The organism is Sneathiella chinensis (genome assembly GCF_012720115.1).
GTDB lineage: Bacteria > Pseudomonadota > Alphaproteobacteria > Sneathiellales > Sneathiellaceae > Sneathiella > Sneathiella chinensis.
In genome coordinates, this window is record NZ_VNWN01000004.1 from 215,246 (window position 1) to 240,708 (window position 25,463).

Genomic DNA, 25,463 nt, shown 5'->3' on the forward strand with positions numbered 1-25,463 from the left:
AGCCAGCCTCATAAGAGGCTGGCAAGTCTAACAGGGAGGTACACCATCTAAGGATGGTGAAGGTTGTTCGCAAATGGGAGGAAAGCGAACAACCGGGAATATCGATAAGGGATCGATATTCGATCAATATTGCGGTGCAACGTTGATGAAGGGAATATAGGGGTAACCGTCGGGCCGTGCTACACATAATTTTGCAGTGCACCTATGCAAAAACTGCATTCCCGTTAAATCATTGAATTAATTTGTAAAAATATAACAATTGGGGCAAGTGCGCTGCAATAAAACTGTCATACTTTGGGCAAAAAAATTGCCAGCCTCGGGAGAGGCTGGCAAGTCTAACAGGGAGGTTGCCATGTCAGGGGGACATGGCAGGCTGTTTGAGATTGGGAGGAAATCAAACAGCGTTTCGCGAAAAGTTGGGAGACTGTCGCGAAATTCGGTAGTGCTGCGATGCAGCATCTGATGACCTGTATTTATGAAATTCCTGAAGCAAATAGAAGAAGAATATATACAATGCGGGCATGCGTTTATTGCATACCTTTCAAGTCATTGAAAAATAACAAAAATTATCGGCTTCCGGGATGTTTGGGAGGGATCAGAAATGGGATTCCGCGATCTTCTGAATCAGGAAGTCCCGGAAAATTGTCACCCGTTTTGATTTCCGAAGCTCCTCCGGATACACATAATAGGCGTCAAAGCTGGGGCCTTCCACTTCCGGCAGGATGCGGACAATATTGCTGTGACCCTGCACAATGTAATGGGGGAGGCTGCCAATACCGACACCGCTTTCGATGGCGAGAAGCAGTCCATAGACGTTGTTCACCTTGAAGATGGGCTCCACCCCCTTGTCGATCTGGGACAAGGTCTGCATGATCCAGTTTACATTCGAGATGTTGGATGGCGCTTCATCTCCATACACAATGATATTGTGGGAGATCAAATCCTCGACGCAGGTCGGGGCACCATGCTTTTGCAGATATTCCGGCGACGCATACAGGTGATGGCTGACGGTCATCAGCTTGCGCTTGATCAGGTCCGGTTGGACCGGTTCACGCAGGCGAATGGCAACGTCGGCTTCGCGCATGCCAAGGTCCAGTTCCTTGTCGGCCAGAACCAGGTTGACGGAAACATCCGGGTAGACATCCAGAAAATCACGGATACGGGGGGTCAGCCAGTTGGCTCCCAATCCCACGGTGGCCGTCACCTTGATTTCGCCGGACGGCTTTTCGCGGGAATCCAGAAGGCGTGCTTCTGTCATGGCCAGTTTGGCAAACACCTCATGGGCCGTGCGGAACAGCAACTCGCCCTGCTCGGTCAGCAGCAGGCCGCGGGCGTGACGATGGAACAGGGAAACAGTCAGGCTTTCTTCAAGGGCACTGATCTGGCGGCTGACAGCGGATTGACTGAGATGCAGGGCTTCACCCGCACGAGTGAAGCTGCCTGCCTCTGCCACCGCATGAAATATTCTAAGTTTGTCCCAATCCATCCTGTATTCCCCAATTCACAATACCGACTGTTCAAGCCCAAGGTATGATTGGAATTGGGCTATTCAAGCAGATTGTCCCGAGAAAGCAAATAAAATCATGTAATTAGAAAATATCAGGACGCCGGGACATCCTTATTCCGCGGCTTCCTGTGCGGCGTGATCCTCATTTTCTGCCAGATATTTTTCTGCCTCCAGCGCCGCCATACAGCCGGTACCGGCTGCTGTAACCGCCTGACGGTAGATCTTGTCCTGTACATCGCCGCAGGCAAAGACGCCGGGGATGTTGGTCGCGGTGGAATCCGGGGCGGTGAGGATATATCCCTCGTCATCCATGGTGATCTTGCCAGCAAAAACATCCGTATTCGGTTTGTGGCCGATGGCGACAAAAACGCCGTGAACAGACAGGTCGCGGGTTTCCCCGGTATTGACGTTCTTGATCCGGGCACCAGTGACGCCCAGCGGGTTGTCATCCCCCAGAATTTCCTCAAGAACCGTGTCCCAGATAACCTCGATCTTCGGGTTCTTGTGCAGGCGGTCCACAAGGATTTTTTCCGCCCGGAAAGAATCACGGCGATGGATGACGGTGACCTTGTCCGCATGGTTGGTCAGGTACATGGCCTCTTCAACGGCGGTGTTGCCGCCACCAACAACAAGGACTTCCTTGCCGCGATAGAAGAAACCGTCACAGGTTGCGCAGGCGGAAACGCCAAATCCCATGAAGGTCTGTTCCGAGGGCAGGCCCAGCCATTTGGCTTGTGCACCTGTTGCGATGACGATGCTGTCTGCCTTGTAGACATTGCCGGAATCAGAAGTCGCCACATAGGGACGGGAGGAGAAATCCACGTCGACAATGATGTCATGGTGAATGACGGTTCCGACGTTGCGGGCCTGCGCTTCCATCTGTTCCATCAGCCACGGCCCCTGAATGGGGTCTGCGAAACCGGGATAGTTCTCCACCTCGGTGGTAATGGTCAATTGCCCGCCGGGCTGAATGCCATGAACCATGATGGGGTTAAGGGAAGCCCGGGCCGCGTAAACGGCGGCGGTGCATCCGGCCGGACCGGATCCGATGATTAGAACACTGGTGTTGAAGGTCTCGGCCATTTCTTGCTCCTGAAAATCCTGTCTTCGCACTGATCGCGTTTGCGCGAGTGTCTCTATTTATTACGCGTGGTATGGACATGCAAGGGGCAGTATGGAGCAATTCCCGAAGGCAGCCTGCTTCTGGTTGTTCAGGCGCTTTTCCGGTTCGTCAGGATGGTTTGGATACAATCCGCAATTCGCCGTGTTTCCGCCAGTTCCGGCGGGGTCCAGCTGTCCCAGCGACCGGTGAAGGGGCGTGTCCGGTCCCGCTCTCTCATGGTGGCGTGAAACCGGGTGAATTTCCGGTTGCCGCCGGGAAGGTCGAAAACCAGAACCGGTTTGCCCGCTGTACAGGCTTCGCAGACCATATTGACGGAATCGGCGGTGACAATGACCAGGTCGGCTTTTTCCAGATAGGCGAAATAGGGATTGTCCCCTGTGCCGCGCCAGATTCTGTGGGGCAGGTTCGCCAGACAGTCTTCGAGGATCTTCTCATTCTCGGGCCCGGTCCGGCGGGATGTGGTCACCAGAAAGCTGCAATCCGTTTCTTCCTGCAACTGTTCCAACCGGGTGGTCAGGGCGTGCATGGTTTCTGGTGTCACCTCATAGCAGCGGTTGCTGCCGCCCACCAGAACCGTCACCACAGGGGCGGAAAGGCCGGCCAGTTCGTCTGAAAAACGGGCCGCTTCCTCGGACAGGCGCTGCGGGGTGATCCGGGTGAGGGAGCCTTCGCTGACCAGCACATTGGGGCCGCGCAAGGCATCGTGTTCCGGCACCACCACCAGATCGAACCGGTTTGCCGGGGCGTTCGGGGTCTGGATATGGATGGTGAAGGTCGCCCCCTTGCTGGCCTTGCGGATGGCCATGCTCATGGGGATTGCCTGCCGTCCGCAGGTGATCAGGATGTCAGGCCACGGCGGATCAAGACGATCGCCGCTGTCTTTCAGTTGCCGAAGCGGAGAGAGCCAAAACTGCGGCGGCAGCCAGCGCCACGGCTTTTTTGTGTGGATGCGTTTGACCTTGAAATCCAGTCCCATTGCCTCGGCCAGTCCGATGCACTGGTTTTCCATTCCGGCGCTGCCGTCCGTGACAACCCAGCAGGTGCGGGCGGGGTCTGAACTGGAAATGGGCATACGGGTCCTTTTTCTCGTTGTCGTGCCGGTGGGCTGAGCACCGCTATCTGCTTGGCACTATTCAGGCGGAATCTTGCAGGTCAAGTGTTTTAATTGGGTTTTGGGCTGATACAAAGACTTGGCGTCCCTTCTGCATTGTAATAATATTGCGCGCAAATGATCTTCGGAGGCAATATATGCAACGAGTGAAACTCGATGAAATCGATCGGCGGATTCTGCACGATCTTCAGGAAAACGGGCGGATTACCAATGTGGAACTCGCCAAGAATGCAGGGATATCGGCGCCACCTTGTCTGCGCCGTGTTCGTGCGCTGGAGGAATCCGGTTACATTTCGGGGTATCATGCGCAACTTAATTCCGAAAGCCTTGGTTTCGGGGTTACGGTTTTTGCCCTTGTCGGTCTGCACAGTCAGGCCGAGGCGGATTTGAACGCCTTTGAGGATCAGGTCCAGAGATGGCCGCTTGTCCGGGAATGCTACATGCTGGCCGGGGAAAACGACTTTATCCTGAAAGTGGTCGCCAAGGATTGGGATGCCTATCAGCAGTTCCTGACCCACGAACTGACCGCCGCCCCCAACGTGGAACATGTCAAGACATCGCTTGGCATTCGCGTTTCCAAGTTTCTGCCGGGTGTCCCGGTCGAAATGGAAGGAAAGACAAATACCGAGGATGCCTTGTAATCAGGCATCCTGTCGGTGGATTTTCACGCGCAAAACAAAAACAATAAACTGCAGGGAATGTGCAAGGAATACGCCATGAATCCGTTTGAAATGAACCTCGATGCCTCCAGGGCGAATTATGATCCGTTGACACCGCTGACCTTCCTTGAACGGTCAGCGGCCGTCTATCCGGATCACAAGGCCATGGTGCATGGGGACTGGTCCTATACCTACGCCGAATTTTACGACCGGTGTCGGCGGTTGGCGAGTGCCATCGCGAAGCAGGGACTGGGGCAGGGCGATACGGTCAGTATCATGGCGCCCAATATTCCAGCCATTCTGGAAAGTCATTTTGGGGTTCCCATGATGGGCGGGGTCCTCAACGCCCTGAATACGCGGCTGGATGCGGACGCCCTTGCGTTCATTCTGGATCACGCGGAATGCAAGCTGCTGATCACGGATCGGGAATATTCCGATGTGATGCGGGCCGCGCTGAAGAAGGCCTCTGTCAATCCGGTGGTGATCGATATTGACGATCCCGAGGCCGAGGGCGGAGACCTGATCAGCGAGATGACCTATGAAGCCTTTCTTGAAACGGGCGATCCCGATTTTGAATGGACCGGTCCGGCGGATGAATGGCAGGCCATTGCCCTGAACTATACATCCGGGACGACCGGAGACCCGAAAGGTGTGGTTTACCACCACCGCGGGGCTTATCTTGCGGCAACCGGCAGCAGCATGTCCTGGAACCTGCCAAAACACCCGACCTATCTTTGGACCCTTCCGATGTTCCATTGCAACGGATGGTGTTTCCCCTGGGCCATTACGGCGGTTGGCGGAACGCATGTCTGTCTTCGCAAGGTCGAGGCGGATGGTATCTATGCTGCCATGGGGGATCACGGTGTTGATCACTTGTGCGGGGCACCGATCATTCTGTCCATGCTGATCAATACCGGTGATGAAAACAAGGCCAAGGCCCGCCCCGGAACCAAGGTCATGGTGGCGGCGTCCCCGCCGCCGGCGGCGGTACTGGCAGAAATGGACCAGCTTGGGTTTGATGTGACCCATGTGTATGGCCTGACCGAAAGCTATGGCCCCGCTGTCTATTGCGACTGGCGCGATGACTGGAATGACAAATCCGTACAGGATCGGGCCGCCCTGAAGGCCCGGCAAGGGGTGCGGTATCATGCGCTGAGTGGTCTGGATGTGTTGGACCCGGACAGCCTGCAACCGGTCCCTCGGGATGGGGCGACCATGGGCGAGGTGATGATGCGCGGCAACCTGATCATGAAGGGATACCTGAAAAATCCGTCCACCACGGAAAAGTCCTTTAAGGGGGGATGGTTCCATACCGGGGACTTGGCCGTCATTCACGAGGATGGGTATATCGAGCTTCGGGACCGGTCCAAGGATATCATTATTTCAGGCGGCGAGAATATCTCCACCATCGAGGTGGAGGGGCTGCTGTATAAGCATCCAGCGGTTCTGGAGGCGGCTGTTGTGGCGCGCCCCGATGACAAATGGGGGGAAACCCCGTGCGCCTTTGTGATGCTGCGGGATGGCAGTAGCGCCACAGAGCAGGACATCATCGCTTTCTGCCGCGATAACATGGCGCATTTCAAATGCCCGAAGACCGTGGTGTTTGAGGACTTGCCCAAAACGTCGACCGGCAAGGTACAAAAATTCGTTCTGAGAGAGCGCGCCAAGAACCTCTAGGTGTCACCCGCTTTCTATCGCGCTGCGTGACGGACAGTGTGCATTATGACTTTCTTAACCAGACGGGAGCATTCTGAACAGGAATGCTCCCTAGGAAAGGTTGAGACATGACACATTTTCTGGTGACGGAAGAGAACCCGGACGGGAAGAGACTGGAACAGGTTCTGTCCATGGTGCGGAATGATGTTATCCAGCGTTGTATGTTGATCGCAGAGGATCATCGGCCCGAAGCCCAAGCCGTTCTGGCCAATAATATGAAGGTGTTGGGTTTGTTGACCGAGGCGATTGGCCTTGCCGAAGACAGTACCCGAATTCTGGATAAGGCATTTGGCCCCAGTCAGGCGGCAAGAGGCGGCCCGCCCCGCATTGGTGTCTAGCGGGGCGACGCCGATTTGAAGGCCGTTGGCGGTTACAGAAAGTCGCGCATTGCCTTTCTGACCGCATCCGCCTTTTCAATCATCTGCATATGGCCGCACTCCGTCAGCATGACGGTTTTGGCGTCCGGGATGGCGGCAATCAGCTTTTGTGCGGCCCGGGGCATGGTCATCATGTCCCGATCCCCCAGAATAAACAGGGCCGGGCAGGTCACATGGGCGGCAGCCTCAAACCCGCCCTCATAGTTGGCGCAAAGGCTGAGCCCCTTATATAAAGTGTCGTCCCCGGCCCGCTCGACGGTGCGAAGGGCATTTCCGATCATCCACAAACCTGGCACTTCCGATGCCCCCATATGGGACGGGCGGGCGTGGGACCAGTCGATCATCATGCGATAGGCGGCAGGATCGTTGGCCTTGGCCATATTCAGGAATTCTTCGCCGACCATCATGGGAAAGGCGGTGCCGATCAGGACCAGATGGGAAACGCGCGCAGGATACCGCCCGGCGGCAGACAGGGCCGTCAGGGACCCCATGCTGTGACCGGCAAGGGCGGCTTTTTCCACACCGACCGCATCCAGAAAGGCAATGACCCAATCGGCCATCTCATCGATGCTGGCGGGAAGGGGGCCATCGCTTTTCCCATGTCCGGGCAGGTCAAGGGCAAAGACATTATACCCGTGATGGGCAAAATACCGGCTTTGCAGGGCCCATGCGGTATGATCCATGGCCGCACCATGCAGAAACACAAGGGTGGGCTTGTCCGGGTCGAAAGCCTGACCGCCGGTTGAGGCGAACAGGGACATATTCTTGACATCAATTTTCATCCGTTCGCTCCTTATTTTCCGGCGACCTTGGAAGCGGCCCTGAGGCCGGCTTTCAGGTCCTTGATCAGGTCGTCCGCATCTTCAATCCCTACAGACAGGCGGATCATGCCTTCCGAGATGCCCGCTGCTTTCAGGGCCTCGGCGTCCATCTGCTGGTGGGTGGTGGAGGCGGGGTGAATGACAAGGCTTTTGGCGTCCCCCACATTGGCCAGATGGGAAAAGATCTGTAGGGCCTCGATGAAGGCCTTGCCTGCTTCCCTTCCGCCCTTGACCGTGAAACTGAAAATGGAGCCTGCCCCTTTTGGCAGCAGGGTTTTTGCCAGTTCATGATCCGGGTGGGATGGCAGTTCGGGGTAGCTGATGGTCTCAACCACGTCCTGATTTTCCAAAAAGGCGATAACCTTGCGGGCATTGGCCACATGCCGTTCCATCCTGACAGAGAGGGTTTCCACTCCCTGCAGAATCTGAAAGGCGTTGGTCGGGCTGAGGCAGGCGCCGAAGTCACGCAGGCCTTCGGTGCGGGCGCGCATCAGGAAGGCAAGGGGGCCGAATTCCTCGGAATAATTGATCCCGTGATATCCCGCATAGGGTTCGGTCAGTGTGGGGAATTTGCCGCTTTTCTCCCAGTCGAAACGACCGCTGTCAATAAGCGCACCGCCCATGGCAATACCGTGCCCGCCCAGAAATTTTGTGGCGGAGTGAACAATCAGGTCCGCGCCATGCTCAAACGGTTGGCACAGATAGGGGGTGGCAAAGGTATTGTCGATCAGCAAAGGGATTTCGTGTTCGTGCGCCACGTCCGCGACCCGGCGGATATCGGTGACTTCCAGTCCCGGATTGCCAAGTGTCTCGGAAATGACCAACCGGGTGTTGTCCTGAAGGGCGGCCCGGAAGGCATCCACATCCCGGGGATCGACAAAGGTTGTCTCGATCCCGAAGCGGGGCATCGTGTGGGTCAGGAAATTATAGGTCCCCCCATAAACGGATTGGGAGCAGACAATGTGGGAGCCGGCACTCATCAGGGTGACGATGGCCAGATGCAGGGCGGCGTGACCGGATGCGGTGCAGATTGCCCCAGCGCCCCCTTCCAGACTGGCAAGGCGTTCCTCCAGAACTGCTGTGGTCGGGTTGGAGAGACGGGAATAGATATGCCCGGTAGTTTCCAGATTGAACAGGGAGGCCGCGTGATCGGCGTCCCGGAAAACATAGGAGGTTGTCTGGTAGATAGGGACGGCGCGGGACCCGGTTACAGGGTCGGGGCGCTGGCCGGCATGAAGGCTCAGCGTATCAAACTTCAGAAAATTCGGATCAGCCATAAAGTTGCTCCTGCAAAATGTCTTGCGGGAAGGCTATACCGTTGTCGAAAGCAGGTCCAGACGGGAAACTGTCCAGCCGGTCTCTAAATGCAGAAAGAGGAAGGGAAATAACGGTTGATCTGTTGGGAAACAGAAACGGCATTCGACTGTTGACGGGGGAATTAATTAAGGGGGCTGCCTATACAAGCGCCCCCTTTTATTTTTTTATTCGTTACCTCAACCTGTCAGACTTGACCTGTTGGCAAGAATAAAACGCTGAAACTGAATTTGTGTCAAGCCTCGGTGTCAAAAAAAATTCATATTTCTTTGTCAGGGGGAGGCGGGCTCCCGGATAAAAAAAAGAGCCGCCGAATGGGCGGCTCAAGTCAACAGGGAGGCGTCAAACAGATTGGATGAGATCCAATCCACAGCCCTAGTTGGGCTGACACTAATCAATTTAGGGGGATTTCATTAAATTACAATTAATGAATACACAAAAATTACCAAAAATAATCAGTTTTTTATGTGGAATATCGCCTTGCAATTCGAAAGAATAACAATGTATTCCTAAAATAATGTGTTTTTTCAGTCAGATAGATTGTGGCGCCGCCTTGTGGCGGTCTTCGGTTCCGGATAGTCGGGGCTGACCTTTCTCAGCTTTTGAAGATGCTGTTGGCGGCGACTTCGGCCTGCCTCTTTTGCTGCAATATGGTTTCCACCTTGCCGATTTCGGCTTTCAGAAGAGAGATATAGTCCTCAAGTTCGTTGATCGACATTCCAGAGAAGTCCGCTGTTCTGTCTGTCAGGATCGGCTGGTCGTCTTCATCCCTTGCCATAATCAATTTCCTCAATATGTTAGTCACTCATATAACAGGTTCGGCCGTTCGGGCCTTGTCGCAACGGATCGGCCCTGCAAGTCTATAATAAGCACAAGAACAGACGGAGTAAAAGATGACCACGATACCAGCAGAAATGACGGCTATCGAAATCAAGGAATTCGGCGGACCGGAAAATCTGGTTCCGGCCAGTCGTCCGGTGCCGGAACCCGGTCATGATGATGTGTTGATCAAGGTTGCGGCCGCAGGGGTGAACCGCCCGGACGTGTTGCAGCGTCGCGGTGGCTATGCCCCGCCGCCGGGTGCCTCCGATATTCCAGGGCTGGAGATCAGCGGTGAAATCGTTGCCATCGGGCAGGGGGTGACCCGCTATCAGGTGGGCGACAAGGTATGCGCGCTGGTGGCTGGCGGCGGCTATGCCGAATATTGTGTGGCCCCCGAAGCGCAATGCCTTGATGTGCCGGAAGGGTATGACATGGTTCGGGCTGCTGCCATTCCGGAAACCTATTTTACGGTCTGGACAAACGTATTCGATCGTGGACGGCTCAAGGGCGGCGAGACCTTTTTGGTTCATGGCGGCGCCAGCGGTATCGGAACCACGGCCATCCAGTTGGCCAAGGCCTTTGGTGCCCGCGTCTTTACAACCGCTTCCACCGACGAGAAATGCCGCGAGATTGAAAAGCTGGGGGCGGAACGGGCCATCAACTATAAAACCGAGGATTTCGTTCAGGTGGTCAAGGAATTGACAGACGGCCGGGGCGTAGACCTTATTCTTGATATGGTTGGCGGTGATTACATCCAGCGGAATATCTCGGCGCTGGCGGTTGAGGGGCGGCTTGTCTATATCGCGTTCCTTGGCGGCCCGAAGGCTGATGTCAATTTCGCGCCCGTCATGGCAAAGCGCCTGACCATCACAGGGTCAACATTGCGCCCTCAGTCTGTGCAGGCCAAATCCGAAATTGGTCGCAGCCTTGAAAACAAGGTTTGGCCGCTGCTTTCCGCAGGGACCGTCGGGCCGATCATTGACAGTGTCTTCCCGCTGGACAAGGCAGCGGATGCCCATCGGCGGATTGATGACTCTGCCCATATCGGCAAGATTGTTCTGGAAGTCACGTCCTGAGGGTATAGGGAAACAGCGTAGCAGCCCACCCGGAGCAGGTTCCGGGTGGATGTTGCCCTAGACTTTGCGTCTGTTTTCAGCCATATAGGGGATAAGTGATTCAAGTGGTTGCCTTGAAAAACAGGGAACCCAACAAGGAGAAAATATGGTGACGCCGTTAATGCCGAAGGCGACTGCCGTTTGGTTGATCGACAATACAGCCCTGACCTTTGCCCAGGTTGCGACCTTCTGTGGTCTGCATGAACTGGAGGTTCAGGGCATTGCGGATGGTGAAGTGGCTGTGGGTATCGTTGGCTCTGATCCGATTGCCAATGGTCAGTTGACCCGGGAAGAGATTGCCCGGTGTGAAAAAGACCCCGCCGCGCAGCTGGTGTTGTCAAAACCGGTCGGTGACGTGCCGCAACCGCGTCGCAGCGGTGGGCGTTACACACCTGTTTCCCGTCGTGGGGATCGTCCTGATGCGATCGCGTGGCTGTTGAAATTCCACCCGGAATTGTCCGATGCCCAGATCGGCAAACTTGTGGGCACAACAAAGACAACCATCAATGCGGTGCGGGACAAAAGCCACTGGAACTCCTCCAATATTTCGCCGCGTGATCCTGTCAGCCTTGGCATCTGCACGCAACTTGAACTGGACGAGTTCGTGAAGAAATCCGCGCATCTGCGGACCGAAGAGGATCACGGAAAGCTGATGGAAGAAGTGGCGGCGTCTGTTGCTGCGGATGCGGCTGCCGTTCCCCTGACGCCGTATGAGCGCAAGAAGCGTGAGCTTCAGGAAGAGGAAAAATACGACCCGATGGCAGAAGCAGAAGCTGTCTTTGGCAAGTCCTCTTCAGACAGTTCGGATGAGGATGCCAAGCGTAAGGCAGCCCAGAGCTTTGACGAGATTTTCAAACCTAAAGACTAGGTTTTCTGGAAAACAGAACAGCAAATCAAGCCGCGATGTCCAATCGCGGCTTTTTTTGTGGAAAACAGCAGGGGCAGACCCTTGACTTTAGGGGAGCGGCATTGTTCTTCTAAAGGCAATAAGAACTGAGAAAAAAGGGAGGGGGCCATAATGGCGACCTTTGAAGAAGATTACGCGCGATCCTTGTCTGATCCGGATGGTTTCTGGGGTGACGCTGCGGAGGAAATCAGCTGGTCAAAAAAATGGGACCGGGTTCTGGATGCAGATAACCTGCCGTTCAGCCGCTGGTTCGTCGGCGGCGAACTGAACACCTGTTACAACTGCCTTGATCGTCATGTGGAGGAAGGGCACGGTGACCGTCTTGCCCTGATCTATGACAGCCCCATGACCGGGCAGGTGAAGAAATATTCCTATGCGGAACTGACTGATCTGGTTGCCCGCTTTGCCGGCGGTCTGGCGGATCTCGGGATTGGCAAGGGCGACCGTGTCATCATCTATATGCCGATGGTCCCGGAAGCGGCGATCGCCATGCTGGCCTGTGCCCGGATCGGGGCCATTCATTCCGTTGTGTTCGGCGGGTTTGCCGCCAAGGAACTGGCAACCCGGATCGACGATTCCAAACCCGTCGCCATTATCGCCGGCTCTTGCGGGTTGGAGCCGGGACGGATTGTCGAATACAAGCCTCTGCTGGACGAAGCGATTGAGATTGCGACCCACAAACCAACCAACTGTGTGGTTCTGCAACGCCCGGAAGTCACAGCCTCCCTCATTGCAGGCCGGGATGTTGACTGGGCTGACCTGATGCAGGCGGCATCACCGGTGGCGTGCGTTCCTGTCAAGGCGACGGACCCTCTCTATATTCTTTATACCTCCGGGACAACCGGGGTTCCCAAGGGCGTGGTTCGGGATAATGGCGGACATGCGGTGGCCCTTAAATGGTCCATGAAGCATGTCTATAACATTGATCCCGGTGATGTGTTCTGGGCCGCGTCCGATGTGGGATGGGTCGTTGGCCATTCCTATATTGTCTATGCGCCGTTGCTTCAGGGTAGCACAACCATCCTGTTCGAGGGCAAGCCGGTCGGGACACCCGATGCCGGAACCTTCTGGCGGGTGATACAGGACCACAAGGTCAAATCCCTGTTTACGGCCCCAACCGCGTTCCGGGCCATCAAGCAGCAGGACCCGGAAGGCAAACTGATCGGTGATTACGACCTGTCCCATTTTGAAATCCTGTTCCTCGCCGGAGAGCGGGCCGACCCGGATACCATTGTCTGGGCGCAGGAAAAACTGCAGGTGCCGGTTCTGGATCACTGGTGGCAGACTGAGACCGGATGGTCCATCGGCGCCAACTGTTCCGGCTACGGCATCAAGCCAGTCAAGCTGGGCAGCCCGACCTTGCCGGTGCCGGGATATGATATCCGCATCATCAATGAGGAAGACGGAAAGACGGAAATGAAGCCGGGTGAAATCGGGGTCATCGCCGTAAAACTGCCGTTGCCGCCGGGGTCTTTGCCGACCCTGTGGCACAATGACGAAGGGTTCCTGAAAGCCTATATGGCGGACATTCCCGGTTATTATAAGACAGGGGATGCAGGGTACCGGGATGAAGACGGGTACCTGTTCATCATGGCCCGTACCGACGATATCATCAACGTGGCGGGGCACCGGCTGTCCACCGGTGGCATGGAAGAAGTGCTGGCCGGACACAAGGATGTGGCCGAATGTGCCGTGATCGGGGCCAAGGATCAGCTCAAGGGGCAGATCCCCATGGGCTTCGTGGTTCTGAATGCCGGTGTGGATCGGGACCCTGACGAGATCAGGAAAGAACTGGTTACGCTGGTCCGTCAGAAAATCGGTCCGGTCGCCGCCTTTAAGGAGGCCATGATCGTGGGCCGCCTGCCGAAGACACGCTCCGGCAAGATCTTGCGGGCGATCATGCGAAAAATTGCCGATGGGGAAGAGTATAAAGCCCCGGCAACCATTGACGATCCTGCGATCCTGACGGAAATTTCCGAGGTCCTGAAACAGGCAGGGTATCCAAAGGGGGAGTAATCCCCCACCACCTCACAACATTGGAGTGAGACTGACAAATGAGACTGGAAAATAAAATTGCAATCGTCACAGGGGCGGCGCAGGGAATTGGTTACAGCATCGCGGAAGAGTATCTGAAGGAAGGGGCAACCGTTATCCTTGCGGATATTGAGGAAGCCGCCGTCAGGGACGCGGCCAGCCGTCTTGGGGGTCGGGCAACCGGGCGGGGGCTGGACGTATCGTCAAAGCAGCAATGTGAGGCACTGGTAGACGCCGTCGTGAAGGAATTCGGTTCTGTTGATATTGTGGTCAACAATGCCGGTATTCTTCGCACAGGCGATGTTCTTGAGATTTCCGAGGAAGATTTTGACGCGGTCCTCAATGTGAACCTGAAAGGGGCGTTTCTGTTGTCGCAGGCGGCGGGACGCAAAATGGTCGATCAGGCGCAGGGCGGCAGCATCATCAACATGTCGTCGGTAAATGCCTTGCTGACGATCCCGAATATCCTGCCCTATAACGTTTCCAAGGGCGGCTTGAACCAGTTGACCCGCGTGATGGGCGTTGCCCTTGCACAGCGCGGCGTCCGGGTCAACGCGATTGGCCCCGGCTCGATCGAGACGGACATGCTGAAAAAGGTGATGGAGGATGATGCGGCCCGTCATTCCATCCTGTCCCGTACCCCCATGGGGCGCTGCGGCCGACCGGATGAAATCGCAAAAATTGCCGTTTTCCTGGCATCAGACGACAGTTCCTACATGACCGGGCAGGTTGTCTATGCCGATGGCGGACGGCTTGGTCTCAACTACACCTCACCGGTACCGGAAGCAGAAGCCTGATAGGAGGCACCCCATGATAAAGGCAGTGGATCTTGCAACGGAACTCTCAAAGCTGACACCGCTGGTCGGGCGAAGCCGGGAGACAACGGATAGCGAGGCAGCCGCTGCCTTTTCTTCTGTGGCCCCTTTTGGCAACGGAGCCGTGTTCATTGGCAGCTTTTCAGGGGAAAGCAAATGGGAACGGCATTCTGCCGGTGATGAACTGGTTCAGGTTCTGGACGGGGAAGCTGTCCTGACCATCCTGCACGAGGATACGCGAACCGAACTGACCCTTGGCAAGGGAATGCTGACGGTGGTGCCACGGGCTCACTGGCATCGGTTCAATGCACCGAAGGGGGTAACGGTTCTGACTTTGACGCCGCAGCCCACTGATCATTCAAAGGCGGATGATCCGAGGCAGGCGATTTAGGGGATAGGGAGCGGCCTGAACAGGCAGGGGAGGGGGACAAGAAAAAAGCCCTCCGTTGCGGGAGGGCTTCTGCCGAATGGCTCAGCGGCGATTAGCCGATATATTGCACATTCAATACCTCGTAGGCCTTGGAGCCGCCGGGGGTCGTGACTTCTACGCTGTCCCCTTGCTCCTTGCCGATCAGGGCGCGGGCAAGCGGGGCGGAAATGGACAGACGTCCTTCCTCGATATTACTCTCGTCTTCACCGACGATTTGATATGCGAGCTCCTCATCGGTGTCCTCGTCAACAAGTTGAACGGTGGCACCAAACTTGATGCTGGCGCCTGAGATGGAGGCAACATCAATAATTTCCGAACGGCCGAGTTTGTCTTCCAGTTCGGAAATCCGGCCCTCGATATGGGATTGCTGCTCTTTGGCAGCGTGATATTCCGCGTTCTCAGAAAGATCACCGTGCTCGCGTGCCGTGGCAATTGCCTGAATAACGGCGGGGCGTGCATTTGACTTCAGATCTTTGAGTTCGCCTTCCAGCCGGGCAAAGCCGGCTGCGGTCATAGGTAGTCTTTCCATGGAAATCTCTGATTACGATGTTACGCAAAAGTCCCTAGTTGGCGCTTCACATTACGTGAAGCGCAGCAGTATCCTTCAATTCAAAAGCACAAAGTCTTAAGAATAGGATTGAAGAGGATTAACTTCAAGGGTTCCCGTCTTTATTTTCTCGATTGCCATGACAGAAGCCCGTGCACCCGCCACAGTGGTGGAGTACGGAATCTTCATCATCAGCGCAGTATGCCTGATGTCATAGCTATCGCGAAGGGCTTGCGCACCTTCTGTTGTGTTGAAGACGAGGGCGATTTCACCGTTCTTCATCAGGTCCACGATATTCGGGCGACCTTCCATGACCTTGTTGACAGACGCCACGTTCAGCCCCTGTTCAGACAGGTACTGGGCGGTGCCTGATGTGGAGACCATCTCGAAACCGAGTTCAATCAGCTTGGCGACGGTATCCTTGATCAGGGTCTTGTCCAGATCCTTGACGGAGACAAAAACCTTGCCGGAGGTCGGCAGGATCACGCCAGCGGCCAACTGAGATTTCAGGAAGGCGGACTGGAAGTCCGTATCGATTCCCATGACCTCACCGGTCGAGCGCATTTCCGGTCCAAGAACCACATCCACGCCGGGGAACCGGGTGAAGGGGAAGACCGCTTCTTTCACGGTGACGTGCTTCTGCTCGCGTTCTTCCAGACCGAAAGACGCCAGTTTCTCGCCAGCCATGACGCGTGCGGCAATTTTGGCAATGGGATAGTTGATGCTTTTTGCGACGAAGGGCACGGTCCGGCTGGCCCGCGGGTTGACCTCCAGAATGAACACCTTGCCATCCTTGACGGCAAACTGGACGTTCATCAGGCCGACCACATTCAGCGCGAGGGCAAGAGACCGGGACTGGTTCTTGATTTCCTCGATCACATCCTTGCCAAGCGTGTAGGGCGGCAGGGCACAGGCGCTGTCACCGGAGTGAATGCCCGCTTCCTCGATATGCTCCATGATGCCGGCGACAAAGACATCTTTGCCGTCGCTGAGGCAGTCCACATCCACCTCGATGGCGTTCTGCAGGTAGCTGTCCACCAGAACCGGGTTGTCACCGGAAACCTGAACGGCTTCCCGCATGTAGCGGTCAAGACCCTCGTTGTCGCGGACGATTTCCATGGCGCGTCCCCCCAGAACGTAGGAGGGGCGGACAACCACGGGATAACCGATCCGTTCGGCAACCTCGAAGGCTTCCTCAACAGAGCGGGCAATGCCGTTTTCAGGCTGGATCAGGCCCAGCTTGTGCAGCAGTTGCTGGAACCGCTCCCGGTCCTCTGCAAGGTCGATGGCATCCGGAGATGTTCCCAGAATGGGAACGCCGGCGGCTTCAAGACCTGCGGCCAGTTTCAGCGGTGTCTGGCCGCCGAACTGAACGATAACCCCGTGCAGGGTCCCGTTGGACTGTTCCTTGCGGATGATGGCCAGCGTGTCCTCGATGGTCAGCGGCTCGAAATACAGCCGGTCCGAGGTGTCATAGTCCGTGGACACGGTTTCCGGGTTACAGTTGACCATGATGGTCTCATAGCTTGCCTCTTCAAGTGCATAGGCAGCGTGGACGCAGCAATAGTCAAACTCGATCCCCTGACCGATCCGGTTCGGGCCACCGCCAAGGATAACCACTTTTTTCCGGTCGCTGGGGTCGGCTTCACACACCGGGGCATCCCACTCGTTTCCTTCATAGGTGGAGTAGAGATACGGTGTCTTGGACGTAAATTCGCCAGCACAGGTATCAATCCGCTTGAAGACGGGGTTGATGTCCAGTTCCTGACGGAGCTTGAAAACATCCGCCGCAGACTGACCGGACAATTCGCCCAGACGGTCGTCGGAGAAGCCCATCTTCTTGAGGCGCAGCAGGCCCCCCTTGTTGGTCGGCAAGCCGTTGTCCCGCACGGACTGTTCCATGGCCACAATGGCCTCGATCTGGGACAGGAACCACGGTTCGTACTTGCTGGCGCCCTGGATTTCCTCCAGCGTCAGGCCTTCACGGAAGGCCTGTGCGATATTCAGCAGGCGGTCCGGTGTGCTCCGGGCAAGGATGTTCAGGATGTCCTGCTTTTCCGGGCCAATCTTCTGTTCGTTCATGCCGGTCAGGCCGGTTTCCAGAGACCGCAGGGCTTTTTGCAGGGATTCGGCAAAGGTTCTGCCGACCGCCATGGCCTCACCAACGGACTTCATCGCGGTGCCAAGGATGGCTTCCGCCCCCTGGAACTTCTCGAAGGTGAAGCGCGGGATTTTCGTAACCACATAGTCGATGGTCGGCTCGAACGATGCCGGTGTAACGCCGGTGATATCGTTGTCAAGCTCGTCCAGTGTGTAGCCAACGGCCAGCTTCGCCGCGATCTTGGCGATCGGGAAGCCGGTTGCCTTGGAGGCAAGCGCACTGGAGCGGGAGACCCGCGGGTTCATTTCAATGATAATCAGGCGACCGGATTCCGGGTTGACCGCGAACTGAACGTTCGAGCCGCCGGTTTCCACACCGATTTCACGCAGGACCGCAATGGAGGCGTCCCGCATGATCTGGTATTCCTTGTCGGTCAGGGTCAGGGCCGGTGCCACGGTGATGGAGTCACCGGTATGCACACCCATCGGGTCCACGTTTTCGATGGAACAGATGATGATGCAGTTGTCCGCCTTGTCGCGAACCACTTCCATTTCATATTCTTTCCAACCGACAATGCTTTCCTCGATCAACACTTCTGTTGTCGGGGAGGCATCCAGACCGGATGTGACAATGGCCTCAAACTCTTCCCGGTTATAGGCAAGACCGCCACCGGTGCCGCCCAGCGTAAAGGACGGGCGAATGATGCAGGGAAGGTGGACTTCCTCAAGGGCCTGCCATGCTTCTTCCATGCTGTGTGCAACCGCACTTTTCGGCATGTCGAGGCCGATTTTCTGCATGGCGGTGCGGAACTTGTCCCGGTCTTCCGCCTTGGCAATGGCCTCTTCATTGGCGCCAATCAGCTTGACGCCAAGACGCTCAAGGGTGCCGCGTTCGGACAGGGCCAGCGCCGTGTTGAGGGCGGTCTGACCGCCCATGGTCGGCAGGATCGCGTCGGGGCGTTCCTTCTCAAGGATTTTCTCGACGACATCCGGGGTAATCGGTTCCACATAGGTGGCGTCCGCAAGGCCGGGGTCGGTCATGATCGTTGCCGGGTTGGAGTTTACCAGAATGACCCGGTACCCTTCCTCTTTCAGGGCCTTACAGGCCTGGGTGCCGGAATAGTCAAACTCACAGGCCTGGCCAATAATGATTGGCCCGGCGCCGATGATCATGATGGATTGGATATCGGTACGTTTAGGCATGGGCGTCGATCATATCTACAAAGCGTTGGAAGAGGTAATGGCTGTCACGGGGGCCGGGGCTGGCTTCCGGGTGATACTGAACCGAGAAGACCGGCTTGCCGTCAAGGGCAATGCCTTCAACGACGCCATCAAACAGGGACTTGTGGGTTTCCGTAACGCCGTCCGGCAGGCTTTCCCGCTTGACCACGAAACCGTGGTTCTGGGAGGTGATTTCCACCTTGCCTGTGGTCAGGTCCTTGACGGGCTGGTTGGCGCCGCGGTGTCCCTGCTGCATTTTCATGGTTTCTGCGCCAACCGCGAGGGCCAGCATCTGGTGACCCAGACAAATGCCGAAGGTGGGGATGCCGCTGTCGATGCACTGGCGGATTACAGGAACGGCATATTCGCCGGTTGCCGCCGGATCGCCGGGGCCGTTCGCCAGAAAGATCCCGTCGGGATTGTGGGACATGATGTCTTCAAAGCTGGCGGTTGCCGGAACAACCGTAATGGAGCAGCCAAAGGAGGCGAGGTTGCGCAGGATGTTCTGCTTTACCCCGTAATCCACAGCCACAACATGCCGCTTGGGCGCATCCTGTGTGCCATAACCGGTCTTGATGTCCCAGCAGCTTTCATTCCAGTTGTAGGCTTCCTTGCAGGAAACCACCTTGGCAAGGTCCATACCTTCAATGCCGGGCCATTCCGCGGCTTTCTTTTTCAGGGCGTCCATGTCGAACTGACCGTCCCGGGCAAAGGCAATCACACCGTTGGGTGCGCCCTTTTCCCGGACAAGGTGGGTCAGGTGACGGGTGTCCACGCCGGAAATGCCGGTCAGGCCGCGGGCTTTCAGCCATTCGTCCAGATGGCCGCTGGCCCGCCAGTTGGCCGGTTCCGTAATGTCGGCGCGAATGATCAGGCCGCTGGCGCCGATACCGTTTGTTTCGATATCTTCGTCGTTGTAGCCCACGTTTCCGATATGCGGAAACGTGAAGGTGATCATCTGGCCTGCGAATGAGGGGTCTGTGAGGGATTCCTGATACCCGGTCATCGAGGTGTTGAAGCAAACCTCACCGACGGTTTCACCCTCCAATCCAATACCAAAGCCGTGAAAGACCGTTCCATCTTCAAGGACGAGGACGGCCGTTGGCGTCCTTGCCGTGTTTAGATCTGTTGTGTTCAATGATTTAGACATGACTATAGGGACCCCCTGCGTAATTCGCTGGGCCGCAATCCTTCTGCAATACTGATATTGACGCGCGAACATAGGGTAACAATGGGTGTCAGTCAAGTTCTTGTTGATAAAAAAAGTCATTTAAAATCAATGACTTACGCAAAAGATTTGGTTTGCTAAAAAAATTCCATTGCGGTAATATTGCTCCTTTCTTCACAACGAATATTAGTGATTATGTTACGCAGTCAATTGAAAGACTCTTTAAAAGAGGCAATGAAATCAAAGGATAAGCGAAAGATCGCTACCTTGAGATTGATTCTTGCCACCCTGCAGGATCGGGATATTGCTGCCCGCGAAAAGGGTTCCGAGGACGGAATCACTGATGATGAGATTCTCAAGATGCTGACGACGATGGTTCGCCAGCGCCGGGATTCTATCGCCGCCTATGAGCAGGGCGGTCGCGTTGATCTCGCAACCTCCGAGCAGGAAGAGATTGATATTATCTCTGCCTATCTGCCCAAGCAATTTGACGAGAAGGAAATCCGGCAGGCGGTTGAGGAAACCATTAGCCTGATTGGCGCCGAGGGCCTGAAGGATATGGGCAAGACCATGGGTGTCCTGAAGGAAAAATACGCCGGAAAGATGGATTTCTCCAAGGCCAGTGCGGTCGTCAAGGCAGCGCTTGGCGCCTGAGGGGCGGGAGTAATTCCGGTCGGGTAGTGTTCGGCTGATCGCCAGAGCGGTCGGCAGGGTCATAATCGGAGCAGAAATGGCATTTCCGCCGCAGTTTCTTGAGGAAATACGAAACCGGGTCAGTCTCGCGGATTTGATAGGACGCAGGACGAAACTCGTTAAGAAAGGCCGGGAATATTCCGGCCTTTGCCCGTTTCATAATGAGAAAAGCCCGTCCTTCACCGTAAACGAGGAGAAGGGGTTCTATCATTGTTTCGGGTGCGGGGCGCACGGGGATCAGGTTGAGTTCGTCAAGCAAACCGAAGGTGTGACCTTTGTTGAGGCCATTGAGCGTCTGGCGGAACTGGCAGGCATGCAGGTTCCCGCACAAAGCCCGCAGGAACAGCGTAAACAGAAAAAAGCAGCAACCCTTCATGAGGTGATGGAGACGGCGGCCACCTGGTTCACTGCCCAGCTTGGCGGCGCGGTCGGGACCGGTGCTCGTGAATATCTGGATCTTCGGCAGGTCGGGCAGAAGGCGCGTGACGGGTTCCGTCTTGGCTATGCCCCGCAATCCCGCACCGCATTGAAAGAGGCCCTGCTGGCACGGGGTATCGATGAAAGCCTGATGCTTGAGGCAGGCCTGATCATCAAGCCCGATGACGGGCGTCCCACCTATGACCGCTTTCGCGATCGCCTGATGTTCCCCATCGGGGACCGCCAGGGGCGCGTCATCGCCTTTGGTGGACGGGCGCTTGGGGATGCGCCGGCCAAATACCTGAACTCGCCGGATACACCGCTATTCCATAAAGGGTATGTCCTCTACAACATGGCAGAGGCCCGCCGGAAAGCCTATGACGCGGGATCGGTCATCGTTGCCGAGGGATATATGGATGTGATCGCGTTGGCGGAGGCCGGGTTCGAAAACGCGGTTGCCCCTCTTGGTACGGCGGTGACCGAAGATCAGTTGCAGTATCTGTGGAAGATGGCGGCAGAGCCGATCATGTGTCTTGACGGAGACAGTGCCGGGTGGCGGGCGGCCTTGCGGGCCGCTGAACGGGCCTTGCCGCTTCTGAAGCCGGGGCATTCGTTGCGCTTTGCCCTGTTGCCGGGCGGGGTTGACCCCGATGACCTGATCAAGCAGCAGGGGGCGGAGGCCATGAAAGAGGTGCTGGGGCAGGCCTTGCCCTTGTCCGATCTTTTGTGGCGGAAGGAATTCGAGGGGCGGGATCTGGGGACGCCGGAACAGAAAGCCGCGTTTGAGGCGGCCTTGTTTGCGCTTTGCGACCAGATCGAGGACCAGACCGTCCGGACCTATTACCAGAAGCATTTCAAGGATCGATTGTGGACCTGGTCACGGCAAAGCCGGAGCAGTTCCTTTTCGCCCAAGGGAGGGCAGGAAAAAGCGAATCGATTCGGCCGATTCGCGAATCAGAAGGGATCTGGTCACCGGCCGGCCTCCTCCAAACCGGTTTTGTCCGGGACGGGTTCGCGGGGGCGCCGTGAGGAATTATTGCTGTTAACCGTTATAAACCACCCGGAAATCTTGGAAAATCACTTTGAGGATTTCGCCGCCCTGCAACTTTCCTCCGCCGATCTTGACAGGCTATGCCGCGCAATCATAGAAATTGCCACTTCCGAATCATCCCTTGACTACGAAGGTATGAGTCACCAATTAAGCATCCGTGGACTGGGCGAAATCGTGTCGCGTATGGAAAAGTCCAAGGTAAGTTCACTTGATTGGTTCGTAGAGGCCGGTGTCGCATTGGAAGATGTGACGCGTGGCTGGTTGCATATACTGGCGCGCCACAGGCATGAAGCGCTGGTGCAGGATATTAAGTTGGCACAGGGACAGTTGGAAAAAGAATTTACCACCGAAAATTTCGAGCGCTTGAGGATGGCGAAAGCGGCCTTGGAACAGGCCGAGGGAAAAGAAGCGGAACTTGATGGCTTCGGTGTTGCGTCGGGTAGAGATAACAAATTTTGATTTTAAGAGGCGCGAGACTTGATCGGGGAGAGTTCAAGTCCAACGCCTATTCCAGGAGTTGGTTCTGAATGGCTATGAAATCAGCTGAAGCGGCAGAAGTAAATGATCAAAGGGAAGATGCACCGGATAGCCCGCTGATCGATGCTTCCCAGGCTGCCGTCAAGAAGATGCTCGCGAAAGCGAAGGAAAAAGGCTTTGTCACCTTTGACGAACTGAACGCGGTTTTGCCGCAGGATCAGATGTCATCGGAGCAGATCGAGGACACCATGTCCTTGCTGTCTGAAATGGGCATCAACGTTGTTGAAAACGAAGAAGCCGGCGAGGACAGCGCTGCCGAAGAGGACAGCGACGATGACGAGGATCAGGAAGAACGGGCAACCAAGGACACACCTGAAAAGCCCGCTGCTTCCGGCGATCGGACCGATGACCCGGTTCGCATGTATTTGCGCGAAATGGGTACGGTTGAACTGTTGTCCCGCGAAGGTGAAATCGCCATCGCCAAGCGCATCGAGGCCGGTCGCGGCAAGATGATCGGCGCCATTTGTGAAAGCCCGCTGACCATTCGGGCGATCCTGAACTGGCGTGAATTGATGCTGCAGGAACAACTTTTGCTGCGCGATGTGATTGACCTTGATGCCACCTATGGCGCGGGTGCCGCAGCGGAAAAGGCCCTTCAGGAAGGGTACGATGAAGACAGCGATGACGACCTGCCAGCGGCAGGTCTGGTCTCTGACGATGATTCTTCTGACGATGATGACAATGACGAGGAATCCGAAGAGGGCGCCGAACGCGACGACGATGATGACGGCGACGAGGGTGAAGAAAACACCATGTCTCTTGCCGCGCTGGAAGAAACCCTCAAGCCTCAGGTCTTTGAGCGTTTCGACGAGATCGCGAAAACCTACAAGAAACTTCATAAACTTCAGGAAGCCCGCCTGACTGCTGCGCTTGAAAATGACAGCATGTCCACTGCGCAGGAAAAGAAGTATGAAAAGCTGAAGAACGAGTTGGTCAAGCTGATGGATGATGTCCATCTGACCAACAACCGGATCGAGGCCCTTGTTGACCAGTTGTATGGTATTAACCGCCGGTTGATGGGTCTGGAAGGGAAGCTGCTGCGCCTTGCCGAACGGCACAAGGTGGCCCGCGCCAGTTTCCTTGAAAACTACTTTGGTTCCGAGCTTGATCCGGGCTGGTTGGAGAAGGTTGGCGGCCTGAAGGCAAAAGGCTGGAAGGAATTTGTCGCCAACGAGGAAGACGGTATTACGGAAATCCGGAGTGAAATCATCAAGATTTCTTCTGAATTCGGGATGCCGATGAATGAATTCCGCCGGATCGTCAGCACGGTTCAGACAGGCGAGCGTGAAGCCAGCCGCGCCAAGAAGGAAATGGTGGAAGCCAACCTGCGTCTGGTGATCTCCATTGCCAAGAAATATACCAACCGTGGCCTGCAGTTCCTCGACCTTATTCAGGAGGGGAATATCGGCCTGATGAAGGCGGTGGACAAGTTCGAGTATCGCCGAGGCTATAAGTTCTCCACCTATGCGACATGGTGGATTCGTCAGGCGATTACCCGCTCGATTGCCGATCAGGCCCGGACAATCCGTATTCCGGTTCACATGATCGAAACGATCAACAAGCTGGTCCGGACCTCCCGTCAGATGCTTCACGAAATCGGCCGCGAGCCGACACCGGAAGAACTGGCCGAGAAGCTGGGCATGCCGCTTGAAAAGGTTCGCAAGGTGATGAAAATCGCCAAGGAACCGATCAGTCTTGAAACCCCCATCGGTGACGAGGAAGACAGTCATCTGGGTGACTTCATTCAGGACGAGAACGCGGTGCAGCCTCTGGATGCAGCCATTCAGTCGAACCTGCGTGAAACCACAACCCGGGTTCTGGCCTCGCTGACCCCGCGGGAAGAACGTGTTCTTCGCATGCGGTTCGGCATTGGCATGAATACGGATCACACCCTTGAGGAAGTCGGACAGCAATTCTCGGTGACCCGCGAACGTATCCGGCAGATCGAAGCCAAGGCCCTGCGGAAGCTGAAACACCCCAGCCGTTCCCGCAAACTGCGCAGCTTCCTGGATACCTAGGACCTTTGGTTGGACGAAAAAATTGGCGGAACCTGTGTTTCGCCAATTGCGTCTTTTCCGGGAACCGGCTAAATAATCACGAACATATTTCAAAAGCGTCCCCTTAAGGATGCTTTTCGGGATCGGGCCTGTAGCTCAGCTGGTTAGAGCCGTCCGCTCATAACGGACTGGTCGTAGGTTCAAGTCCTACCGGGCCCACCATCCAATAATAAAACCCGCCGTTCCGGACTTCTCTCCGGGTGGCGGGTTTTCTTTTTTCCGGGCTTTCCTCCCTCATATTCCGTGCATGAACCACCCGTTAAGGGGGTATTGGTGTTGCATCAAAAACGGGTATAACAGAAAAATGACAGCGGGCAGGGTCGCTGTACTGCTGTACTGCGACACCGGCGGGGAGGCTGGGGGAGGAACGCGCATGGAAACAACAGGAATACCGCCTGGAGAGGGCAAGCTGGGCCGCAAATATATCAAGAGCTTTGCCAGCGGCATTGTCTCTCAGTTCGTCTGTTCAGCGGAGCACTATGCCTGGCTTGCCTATGACTACAGGGTCTCTGTGGTGACAATCGATTTGATCTCATTGGCAATTGATCCCGTTGAATTTGATATCGATCGCAACCGGAACCTTGCCAGAATGTGTCAGACTACACTTTTCCAAAATGTCAGGTTGCTGACCCCTCCGGGCGCGGTGACCTCGGCGGTTCTTGTCGCTCGTTTTGGAATTGGCCAGCAGTTGGGAGATGAAAGAGGCCCGAGTGTCTTTTCCGTTATCCTGACCGATGATCGCGGCAAGGAATGGCGTGTTGATCGTGTCGTGGAAAGGATGCTGATGCAGCCTTGAAGGGACGGCGGTCACGGCTTTTGTCTTGCAGGACGGGGATTTTTTCGGGTTTTTGCGGGTTTTAGTGCGGCATTAAAACTATCCATGCGTGAAGGCGTTGATTTTTCTGTGTTTTCTTGCCATTA

The 25,463-nt window shown here is 55.9% G+C and carries 21 protein-coding genes and 1 tRNA gene; 13 read left to right on the forward strand and 9 right to left on the reverse strand.

Going from position 1 to position 25,463, the window contains the following annotated elements; translation table 11 throughout:
• Window positions 1–595: 595 nt before the first annotated feature.
• The 3 genes from FQB27_RS07630 to FQB27_RS07640 all read right to left on the reverse strand — a co-directional run bounded on the left by FQB27_RS07630 (window position 596) and on the right by FQB27_RS07640 (window position 3,702).
• A complete protein-coding gene (locus tag FQB27_RS07630) occupies window positions 596–1,486 on the reverse strand; it encodes a LysR family transcriptional regulator (RefSeq protein ID WP_169560317.1) in 891 nt (296 codons plus the stop codon).
• 132 nt (window positions 1,487–1,618) lie between these two features.
• Window positions 1,619–2,590 (reverse strand): thioredoxin-disulfide reductase, encoded by a 972-nt coding sequence (gene trxB, locus FQB27_RS07635; RefSeq protein WP_169560318.1) that lies wholly within the window; start codon window positions 2,588–2,590, stop codon window positions 1,619–1,621.
• Window positions 2,591–2,718: 128 nt separating this feature from the next.
• Complete coding sequence (locus FQB27_RS07640) at window positions 2,719–3,702, reverse strand: mitochondrial fission ELM1 family protein (protein ID WP_169560319.1); 984 nt, start codon at window positions 3,700–3,702, stop codon at window positions 2,719–2,721.
• 176 nt (window positions 3,703–3,878) lie between these two features.
• Here FQB27_RS07640 and FQB27_RS07645 point away from each other — a divergent pair, with 176 nt between their 5' ends.
• The 3 genes from FQB27_RS07645 (at window position 3,879) to FQB27_RS07655 (ending at window position 6,454) form a co-directional block, all read left to right on the forward strand.
• On the forward strand, window positions 3,879–4,382 hold the full coding sequence (locus tag FQB27_RS07645) for an Lrp/AsnC family transcriptional regulator (RefSeq protein ID WP_169560320.1): 504 nt from the start codon (window positions 3,879–3,881) through the stop codon (window positions 4,380–4,382).
• Between the two features lie 75 nt (window positions 4,383–4,457).
• On the forward strand, window positions 4,458–6,077 hold the full coding sequence (locus FQB27_RS07650) for an acyl-CoA synthetase (RefSeq protein ID WP_169560321.1): 1,620 nt from the start codon (window positions 4,458–4,460) through the stop codon (window positions 6,075–6,077).
• 107 nt (window positions 6,078–6,184) lie between these two features.
• Window positions 6,185–6,454: a histidine kinase gene (locus tag FQB27_RS07655; protein WP_169560322.1), complete on the forward strand. Its 270-nt coding sequence runs from the start codon at window positions 6,185–6,187 to the stop codon at window positions 6,452–6,454.
• Window positions 6,455–6,486: 32 nt separating this feature from the next.
• Here the strand turns inward: FQB27_RS07655 and FQB27_RS07660 are convergent, their stop codons facing one another.
• The 3 genes from FQB27_RS07660 to FQB27_RS07670 all read right to left on the reverse strand — a co-directional run bounded on the left by FQB27_RS07660 (window position 6,487) and on the right by FQB27_RS07670 (window position 9,406).
• A complete protein-coding gene (locus tag FQB27_RS07660; RefSeq protein WP_169560323.1) occupies window positions 6,487–7,275 on the reverse strand; it encodes an alpha/beta fold hydrolase in 789 nt (262 codons plus the stop codon).
• A gap of 11 nt (window positions 7,276–7,286) precedes the next feature.
• Entirely contained in the window at window positions 7,287–8,591 is a 1,305-nt protein-coding gene (locus FQB27_RS07665; protein WP_169560324.1) for an O-acetylhomoserine aminocarboxypropyltransferase, read from the reverse strand.
• A 632-nt stretch (window positions 8,592–9,223) separates the two neighbouring features.
• Window positions 9,224–9,406, reverse strand: a complete 183-nt coding sequence (locus FQB27_RS07670; protein ID WP_169560325.1) for a DUF1192 domain-containing protein — start codon at window positions 9,404–9,406, stop codon at window positions 9,224–9,226.
• Window positions 9,407–9,521: 115 nt separating this feature from the next.
• Between FQB27_RS07670 and FQB27_RS07675 the strand changes: the two genes are divergently transcribed.
• From FQB27_RS07675 to FQB27_RS07695, 5 genes are all read left to right on the forward strand, one after another.
• Window positions 9,522–10,526: an NAD(P)H-quinone oxidoreductase gene (locus FQB27_RS07675; protein ID WP_206374434.1), complete on the forward strand. Its 1,005-nt coding sequence runs from the start codon at window positions 9,522–9,524 to the stop codon at window positions 10,524–10,526.
• Between the two features lie 145 nt (window positions 10,527–10,671).
• Window positions 10,672–11,433 (forward strand): DUF1013 domain-containing protein, encoded by a 762-nt coding sequence (locus tag FQB27_RS07680; RefSeq protein WP_169560326.1) that lies wholly within the window; start codon window positions 10,672–10,674, stop codon window positions 11,431–11,433.
• A gap of 150 nt (window positions 11,434–11,583) precedes the next feature.
• Complete coding sequence (locus FQB27_RS07685) at window positions 11,584–13,488, forward strand: propionyl-CoA synthetase (RefSeq protein ID WP_169560327.1); 1,905 nt, start codon at window positions 11,584–11,586, stop codon at window positions 13,486–13,488.
• Between the two features lie 38 nt (window positions 13,489–13,526).
• Complete coding sequence (locus FQB27_RS07690; RefSeq protein ID WP_169560328.1) at window positions 13,527–14,303, forward strand: SDR family NAD(P)-dependent oxidoreductase; 777 nt, start codon at window positions 13,527–13,529, stop codon at window positions 14,301–14,303.
• Window positions 14,304–14,316: 13 nt separating this feature from the next.
• Entirely contained in the window at window positions 14,317–14,712 is a 396-nt protein-coding gene (locus FQB27_RS07695; RefSeq protein ID WP_169560329.1) for a cupin domain-containing protein, read from the forward strand.
• A 91-nt stretch (window positions 14,713–14,803) separates the two neighbouring features.
• On the opposite strand, the gene greA is transcribed toward FQB27_RS07695, so the two are convergent.
• The 3 genes from greA to carA form a co-directional block, all read right to left on the reverse strand.
• On the reverse strand, window positions 14,804–15,280 hold the full coding sequence (gene greA, locus FQB27_RS07700) for a transcription elongation factor GreA (protein WP_169560330.1): 477 nt from the start codon (window positions 15,278–15,280) through the stop codon (window positions 14,804–14,806).
• Between the two features lie 96 nt (window positions 15,281–15,376).
• On the reverse strand, window positions 15,377–18,601 hold the full coding sequence (gene carB / locus FQB27_RS07705) for a carbamoyl-phosphate synthase large subunit (RefSeq protein WP_169560331.1): 3,225 nt from the start codon (window positions 18,599–18,601) through the stop codon (window positions 15,377–15,379).
• Window positions 18,594–19,769 carry a glutamine-hydrolyzing carbamoyl-phosphate synthase small subunit gene (gene carA, locus FQB27_RS07710; RefSeq protein ID WP_169560332.1) on the reverse strand — a complete coding sequence of 392 codons (1,176 nt, stop codon included), beginning with the start codon at window positions 19,767–19,769 and terminating at the stop codon, window positions 18,594–18,596. The genes carB and carA overlap by 8 nt, the downstream gene beginning before the upstream one ends.
• Window positions 19,770–19,982: 213 nt before the next feature.
• Here carA and FQB27_RS07715 point away from each other — a divergent pair, with 213 nt between their 5' ends.
• The 5 genes from FQB27_RS07715 (at window position 19,983) to FQB27_RS07735 (ending at window position 25,338) form a co-directional block, all read left to right on the forward strand.
• Window positions 19,983–20,441: a GatB/YqeY domain-containing protein gene (locus tag FQB27_RS07715; protein ID WP_169560333.1), complete on the forward strand. Its 459-nt coding sequence runs from the start codon at window positions 19,983–19,985 to the stop codon at window positions 20,439–20,441.
• A gap of 76 nt (window positions 20,442–20,517) precedes the next feature.
• Window positions 20,518–22,407 carry a DNA primase gene (gene dnaG, locus FQB27_RS07720; RefSeq protein WP_169560334.1) on the forward strand — a complete coding sequence of 630 codons (1,890 nt, stop codon included), beginning with the start codon at window positions 20,518–20,520 and terminating at the stop codon, window positions 22,405–22,407.
• 68 nt (window positions 22,408–22,475) lie between these two features.
• Window positions 22,476–24,503 carry an RNA polymerase sigma factor RpoD gene (gene rpoD, locus FQB27_RS07725; RefSeq protein ID WP_169560335.1) on the forward strand — a complete coding sequence of 676 codons (2,028 nt, stop codon included), beginning with the start codon at window positions 22,476–22,478 and terminating at the stop codon, window positions 24,501–24,503.
• A gap of 124 nt (window positions 24,504–24,627) precedes the next feature.
• Window positions 24,628–24,704: transfer RNA gene (locus FQB27_RS07730), tRNA-Ile, on the forward strand.
• A gap of 211 nt (window positions 24,705–24,915) precedes the next feature.
• Window positions 24,916–25,338, forward strand: a complete 423-nt coding sequence (locus tag FQB27_RS07735; protein ID WP_169560336.1) for a hypothetical protein — start codon at window positions 24,916–24,918, stop codon at window positions 25,336–25,338.
• Window positions 25,339–25,463 lie beyond the last annotated feature (125 nt).